At 70.6% G+C, this 456-nt stretch carries 1 protein-coding gene; it reads right to left on the reverse strand.

Annotated features, from left to right (window positions below; genetic code table 11):
- Positions 1–284: PilZ domain-containing protein (locus FV223_RS29845; protein ID WP_187276317.1), on the reverse strand; the 284-nt coding region annotated here is incomplete at its 3' end.
- Between the last annotated feature and the right edge of the window lie 172 nt (positions 285–456).

Below are 456 nucleotides of genomic sequence, written 5' to 3' on the forward strand. Positions count from 1 at the left end.
GGTTGATCGAGGAAGGCGAGGCCCGCCTGGGTGCCGTCGCGCCAGACGACCTCGGCGCGGCGGGTCTCGTTGCGGCCGGTCACGTTGCGGCCGGTCACGGTGAGGTCGACGACGCGCGGCAGGACCACGTCCTCCGCGACGACGATGCGGGCGCCGGTCAGCGAATGGTCCCGCAGGCGGCACGGAGCCTCCGGCAGGAACGCCGCGAGGCGCAGGGTGCCGCCGAGGCAGGCCCGGCGGCGGTCGCTGTAGCGGCGCTCGATCTTGGGCGTCGTCAAGGTCACGAAAGTCATCCCGGCTCTTGTTGGCATTTCATCAATGCAAGGGAGCACGAAAAGCTTCGTCTCGTCAGGTATAAGTGATGGTTAACCCTAACGGCGCCGGGCAGGCATGCGGCCGTCACCGGGCCGGCGGCGGGTCCGGCGCCTCGACGCCGCCGCTGCGCTGGAGCTGGAG

It is taken from the genome of Methylobacterium sp. WL116 (assembly GCF_008039455.1).
Classification (GTDB): domain Bacteria; phylum Pseudomonadota; class Alphaproteobacteria; order Rhizobiales; family Beijerinckiaceae; genus Methylobacterium.